Genomic DNA, 7,245 nt, shown 5'->3' with positions numbered 1-7,245 from the left:
TGCACCGCCATGCAGCCAGTCATTGCCCCCGCCGCCCTGCAGCGTGTCATCGCCATCACCACCATAGAGATAATCATCGCCCCCGCCACCATGCAGCGCGTCGTCTCCGCCCAGACCCCACAGGCTGTTATTGGCCTCATCCCCATACAGCATGTCTGCATGGGCCGATCCCGCGAGATTCTCGATCGACACAAAACTATCGCCCGTCGCGTCACCCGTGTTGGCCGCGGCATTGCCCAGATCAACCGTCACGCCGGAGGCCGCATCCCAATACCCCGCCCCATCATTACCCGCGCCGCCATCCAGAACATCCGCACCTGCACCGCCATGCAGCCAGTCATTGCCCCCGCCGCCCTGCAGCGTGTCATCGCCATCACCACCATAGAGATAATCATCGCCCCCGCCACCAATGGCGAGGGCTGTAACGCTCGAGTAGAATTGCGAACTATTGGTGAATTCGTTGATGCTGAACGCGCTCGCGCCAACACTCCCATCAATCGCGGCTGGTGTATCGTCGACAGGCGTAATCTCAAGCGCAAAGGTGCTGCTTGCGCAAAGAGGTCCGTCGCTGGCCGTTACCATGACAATCAATGTCCCATGGACGTCCCGGGGCGGTATGCCCGAGAAACGCCCCGCAACCGCATCAAACACCAACCAGTCCGGCAGGGCCGTACCATCAACAAGCTTTGCGCTTAAGGTCAGCGCATCGCCATCCACATCCGTGAACGCATGCGCTGGCAGGACAAAGCTCACAGCCTCATCTTCCGCGGAAGACTGATCAGGCAACGCAATTGCCAAAATGGGTGTGTTGTTCATAACGGTCATTATGTTCTCCAATTCAAACTGTTGAGCATCAGGAGATTGATCGGCAGGCTGAGCAGGCCAACACCTGCGAGCGTAGAACGGAGTGCCTGAAGGCACTCCGCAACAAGCCCGTCCTGGGTGCGTGATTGCGACACCATGCGTTGTGGTCTTTACGCGTAAAACCGGAAGTCGTCGGAGGACAGGTCCGACACGACCACATTCTTCAGGACAATGCTGTTGTCCGTATCCAGCGTGATGGTCGTATCGGTGCCGTTATCCGCCGCGCTGTTCAGGACGTCCGCATAAGATGTCAGGTTGGTGACACCCCTGAACTCGATGATATCCTCCGTCGCAGCACCAGCCGCAAAATCGGTTATGATATCCTCGCCAAAACCGGGATCAAAGACGAAGGTATCGTCCCCCGAGCCGCCGGTCAGGATGTCGTTGCCTGTGCCAGCATCCAGACGGTCATCGCCAGCGCTACCATACAGATAATCATCGCCCGCGCCGCCGTTTAGGATGTCATCGCCAGCGGTGCCGGTCAGGATATCATCACCAGCGGTGCCAAAGATCGGTGCTTCGTTTCTTCCGCGAACAACAACTGAAACCGTTGCGGTGCTTTCACCGCCATTGCCATCTCTGACGGTATAGGTAAATGTATCCGTCAGCATTTCGCCCTCTGCCAGGGCCTGAACAGCCTCTGCGCCGGTCGGATCATAGCTGATGGTCCCATCGGTGTTCAGCGTCAGGACTGCTCCATGCGCGCTTTCGGCAGAGACCGCTGTCACCGTCAGTGCATCTCCCTCGGCATCGCTGTCATTGACAAGAAGACTGGCTGTCTCAATCAGGGTGACAAAACCTTCCGAGATAATATCGGAACTTTGAGTAACACCGGCTGCATCGAAAATACGGGCCTCCATGGTCCAAGCAGACGAAGCGCCGTACTGTTGGTCATTAGACTCCCAGGTGACCACAAAATCGCCATTGGCGAGCGCTGTAACCTTCGGGTTTCTTTGAGCGCCATCGATGATTGCATTGACCAGAAATTCACTGGCGATCTCCCCGCCGTTCGCATCGAAAATACGGGCCTTGATAGCAGTATCGTAAGAACCCTCTTGCGGGTCAGTAGCCTCCCAGGTAACGACGAAATTGCCATTCGCGAGTGCTGTAACACTAACGCCATGCTGCCAGTCGTCAATGGCATTGAGAGGTTCATTGACTTTGAGGAGGCCGCTGATGTCCCCGCCATTCGCGTCGTAAACACGGAAATAGCTGTCAGAACCACAAAGATCGTTATTGCAGGGTCCAGTCGACCAGCTTGCGACGAAATTGCCATTGGCGAGCTCTGTAACACTTATGATGTATTGATAGAACCCGTCGACGACGTTCAACCTGCCGCTGATCCCGACGCCATTCGCATCAAAAACGCTTGCGTTAGTCTCTAAATATCCGTTATCTTTATGCAGCCAAGTTACGATGAAATTGCCATTAGAGAATGCTGTAACACTCGGCGAACGTTGGAAAGCCCATTCTTTAATGACGTAGAACTCACTGACAATCTCAACGCCATCTACGTCTACAATACGTGCCTTGATGTCAGTAAAGTGAGATTCATCAGGGGATTCCCAAGTTTCGACGAAGTTGCCATTGGCGAGTTCTGCGACCTTCGGGTCGCTTTGGGTGCCATTGGTAAAGTCATTGATCAGGAACTCACTTGCGTCAATTGTACTTTCTGCATCAATAGTATTTTCAACCTCGCTATCATCAGCCGCGACAGGTGCATCGTTTCTTCCGTGAACAACGATTGAAACCGTTGCAGTGCTCTGCCCACCATTGCCGTCTTCAACCGTATAGGTGAAGGTGTCGATAAGTGTCTCGCCCTCTGCCAGAGCCTGAACAGCATCTGCGCCGGTTGGATCATAGCTGATGGTCCCGTTGGTATTCAGCGTAAGGGCGGCCCCATGCGTACTCGCGGCAGAGACCGCTGTTACCGTCAGTGCATCCCCTTCAACATCACTGTCATTGGCCAAGAGGGTGGCGGTCTCAATCGAAGTCACAACATCTTCGTCGATCGGCGTGGGACCTTGCGCAACACCGTTTGCATCGAAAATACGCGCCTTGATGGCCCAATCAGTGTCGCCTTGCTGCCCGTCAAGAGAATGCCAGGTGACGACAAAATCACCATTGTCGAGCGCTGTCACATTTGGAGTGCCTTGAATGTCATTGGTAAACTCATTGACGAGGAATTCACCGACAACCTCACTGCCACTCGCATCGAAAATACGCGCCTTGATGGCCCAGCCATCATCACCTTGCTGCCCATCATCAGATGCCCAGGTGACGACAAAGTGGCCATTGGCGAGGGCCGTAACATTTGGGTCGCGTTGCGTGCTATGGGTGAATTCATTGACGAGGAACTCACTGACGATCTCAACACCCTCTGCATCAAAAATGCGCGCCTTGATGGCCCAATCAGCATCCCCTTGCTGCTGGTCTTCAGACTCCCAAGTGACAACGAAATGGCCATTGGTGAGCGCTGTAACAATCGGCTTGATTTGCCAGCCATTGGTAAATTCATTGACGAGGAACTCACCGACAACCTCACTGCCACTCGCATCGAAAATACGCGCCTTGACGGCATAACCGGATGGATCGCCTTGCTGCAAGGCGTGAGAATGCCAGGTGACGACGAAATGGCCATTGGCGAGAGTGGTAACGCTTGGGTCCCGCTGATCGCCATTGGTAAATTCATTGACCAGGAATTCACTGACGATCTCGCCGCCCTCCGCATCGAAAATACGCGCCTTGATGGCCGTTGGAGACGTATCGCCTTGCTGCTGGTCTTCAGACTCCCAAGTGACAACGAAATGGCCATTTTCCAGTGCTGTTACACTCGAGATGAATTGACCGTTATTAGTAAACTCGTTGACCAGGAATTCACTGCCAATCTCACTGCCATCCGCATTGAAAACACGCGCCTTGACAGCATATCCGGATGGATCGCCTTGCTGTTGGTCAAAAGACGACCAGGTGACGACAAAATGGCCATCGGCGAGCGCCGTGACACTCGCGTTCAATTGCCAGCTATGGGTAAACTCGTTGACCAGGAACTCACTGACGATCTCAACACCCTCTGCATCAATAATACGCGCCTTGATGGCAGAAGAAGAAGCATCGCCTTGCTGCCCATCACGAGAGTCCCAGGTGACGACAAAATGGCCATTAGTCAGTGCGGTAATACTTGGAGTCTTTTGTCCGGTGTTGGTAAATTCATTCACGCGGAGTTCACTCGCGCCAATAAGATCATCTACCGCGATCGGTGCATCGTTTACAGGGGGAATCTCAAGGGCAAAGCTATCGCTTGCTGTGCGTGACCCATCGCTGGCCGTCACGGTCACACTCAATGTACCATGGAAGTCCTGCGGCGGTGTGCCCGAGAAGCTCCCCGCAATGGCATCAAACACCAGCCAGTCCGGCAGCGCCGCACCATCCGTCAGTGTCGCACTCAAGGTCAGTGCATCGCCATCCACATCCGTGAACGCATTGGTTGGCAGTGCAAAGCTCACAGCTTCATCTTCCGCTGAAGAGTGATCGGACAATGCAATTGCTAAAACGGGTGCATCGTTTCTTCCGTGAACAACAATTGAAACTGTTGCAGTGCTCTCCCCGCCATTGCCGTCCTCGACCGTATAGGTAAATGTGTCGATAAGTGTCTGCCCAACTGCCAAAGCCTGGACAGCATCCGCGTTGGTGGGATCATAGCTGATTGTCCCGTCGGTGTTCAGCGTCAGGGTCGCGCCATGCGCACTCGTGGCAGACACTGCTGTCATCGTGAGCGCATCCCCGTCGACATCGCTGTCGTTGGCCAAAAGCGTGGCGGTCTCAATCAGGGTCACAACATCTTCTGTGATCGGCTCGGGACCTTGAGCAACACCGTTTGCATCGAAAATACGCGCCTTGATGGCATAACCAGACGTATCACCTTGCTGCCCGTCGTTAGACATCCATATGATGACAAAATGGCCATTGGCGAGCACTGTCACGCTCGGCGCAATTTGAGTGTCATTGGTGAATTCATTGACCAGGAATTCACTGACAACCGCATCGCCATTCGCGTCAAAAATACGCGCCTTGATGGCCCAGCGATCATCGCCTTGCTGCCCATCATCAGACGCCCAGGTGACGACAAAATGGCCATTGGCGAGGGCCGTAACATTTGGGGTATCCTGATTGCCATCAGTAAATTCATTGACCAGGAACTCACTGACAACCGCATCGCCATTCGCGTCCAAAATACGGGCCTTGATGGCAGAACCTTCGGTGTCGCCCTGCTGCCCGTAACCAGACTCCCAGGTGACGGCAAAATGACCATTGGCCAGTTCTGTAACGCTCGAATTCCATTGAGAGTCATTGGTAAATTCATTGACCAGGAACTCACTGACAATCTCATCGCCATTCGCATCGAAAATTCGCGCCTTGACAGCATAACCAGATGGATCGCCTTGCTGCACGGCATAAGAGTGCCAGGTGACGACAAAATTACCATTTTCCAGCGCTGTCACACTTGGGTTCCGCTGATCGTAATCGGTAAATTCATTGACCAGGAACTCACTGACGATCTCAACACCCTCTGCATCGAAAATACGCGCCTTGATCGCAGTTGGAGACGTATCGCCTTGCTGCTGGTCTTCAGACTCCCAGATGACGACAAAATGGCCATTGGCAAGCGCTATCGCACTCGAGAACGCTTGATCGCCATCGGTAAATTCATTGACGAGGAACTCACTGGTGATCTCACCGCCGTTCGCATCGAAAACACGCGCCTTGACAGCATAATCAGATGGATCGCCTTGCTGTCGGTCAATAGACGACCAGGTTACGACAAAATTACCATTTTCCAACGCTGTCACACTCGGAATCAATTGCCAGCTATCGGTGAACTCATTGACCAGGAACTCGCCGACGATCTCAACACCATTCGCGTCAAGAATACGCGCCTTGATCGCAGAAGAAAAAGCATCCCCTTGCTGCCCAGCATCAGACGTCCAGGTGACGACAAAATTGCCATTGGCCAGTGCGGCAATACTTGGAGCATTTTGTATGGTGTTGGTAAATTCATTCACGCGGAGTTCACTTGCGCCAATAAAATCATCAGCTGCGACAGGGGCATCATTGACCGGTGTGATCTCAAGCGTAAAGGTCTCGCTTGTTGCAAGTGAGCCATCGCTCGCCGTCACCATGACGTTCAATATGCCGTTGAAGTCCTGGGGCGGTGTGCCCGAGAAACTCTCCGTAGCCGCATCAAACACCAGCCAGTCCGGCAGCGCCGAACCATCCGCAAGCGTTGCGGTCAAGGTCAACGCATCGCCATTCGGATCCTCAAACGCGTCCGGTGGTAGTGTAAAGCTCACGGCCTCGTCTTCCGCTGAAGACTCAGGAAGTAATGGAACTCTCGAAACAGGCGCATCGTTGGCTCCGTGCACAACGACAGAGACGGTTGCGGTGCTCTCCCCGCCATTGCCGTCACTGACCGTATAGGTGAAGGTGTCCGTCAGGGTCTCCCCCTCGGCCAGATCCCGAACAGCTTCTGCGTCTCTTGGATCATAGCTGATCGTCCCATCGGTGTTCAGCGTCAGGGTTGCGCCATTCGCGCTTTCGGCAGAGACCTCTGACACCGTGAGGGCATCCCCGTCGACATCGCTGTCATTGGCCAGGAGGGTGGCGATATCAATCGAAGTAACAACATTTTCTCTGACAGGAGTGGGGCTCTGCGCAACATCATCAACCGCGACAGGAGCATCGTTGGTTCCGTGCACAACAACTGAAACACTTGCGGTGCTCTGACCGCCGTTGCCGTCCTCGACGGTATAGGTGAAGGTATCCGTCAGGGTCTCGCCCTCTGCCAGGGCCTGAACAGCGTCTGCGCCGGTTGGGTCGTAGCTGATTGTACTGATCGTATCGGTGGTGTTCAGGGTCAGGGTTGCCCCATACGCACTCGTGGCAGACACCGCTGTCATCGTGAGCGCATCCCCCTCGACATCGCTGTCGTTGGCAAGAAGGGTGGCGGTATCAATCAGGACGACAACATCTTCTGTGATGATATTCGGACTTAGAACAACAACATCATCAATCGCGGCAGGCGCATCGTTTCTTCCGTGCACAACAACTGAAACGCTTGCGGTGCTCTCCCCACCATTCCCGTCCGCGACCGTATAAGTGAAGGTATCCGTCAGGGTCTCGCCAACTGCCAGCGCCTGCGCAACCGCAGCACCGGTGGGATCGTAGCTGATGGTCCCGTCAGTGTTCAGTGTCAGGGTTGCCCCATGCGCACTCGTGGCAGACACCGCTGTCATCGTGAGCGCATCCCCGTCAACATCACTGGCGTTGGCAAGAAGGGTGGCGGTACCAATCAGGGTCACAGCGTCTTCGGTGATGATGTTG

Annotated in this window: 2 protein-coding genes; both read right to left on the bottom strand. The window is 54.4% G+C overall.

The window, feature by feature from the left end; all coding sequences use genetic code 11:
- A partial coding sequence (locus ACRZ95_RS22540) for a putative Ig domain-containing protein (RefSeq protein ID WP_480504156.1) occupies positions 1–825 on the bottom strand: 825 nt, incomplete at its 3' end.
- 149 nt (positions 826–974) lie between these two features.
- Positions 975–7,238, bottom strand: coding sequence for a tandem-95 repeat protein (locus ACRZ95_RS22535; RefSeq protein WP_480555624.1), 6,264 nt, complete (start codon positions 7,236–7,238; stop codon positions 975–977).
- Positions 7,239–7,245: the final 7 nt, after the last annotated feature.

It is taken from the genome of Ruegeria sp. AI3 (genome assembly GCF_056541245.1).
The sequence above is the reverse complement of the archived record's forward strand: the minus strand, read 5'-3'. Positions and strand labels throughout refer to the sequence as shown.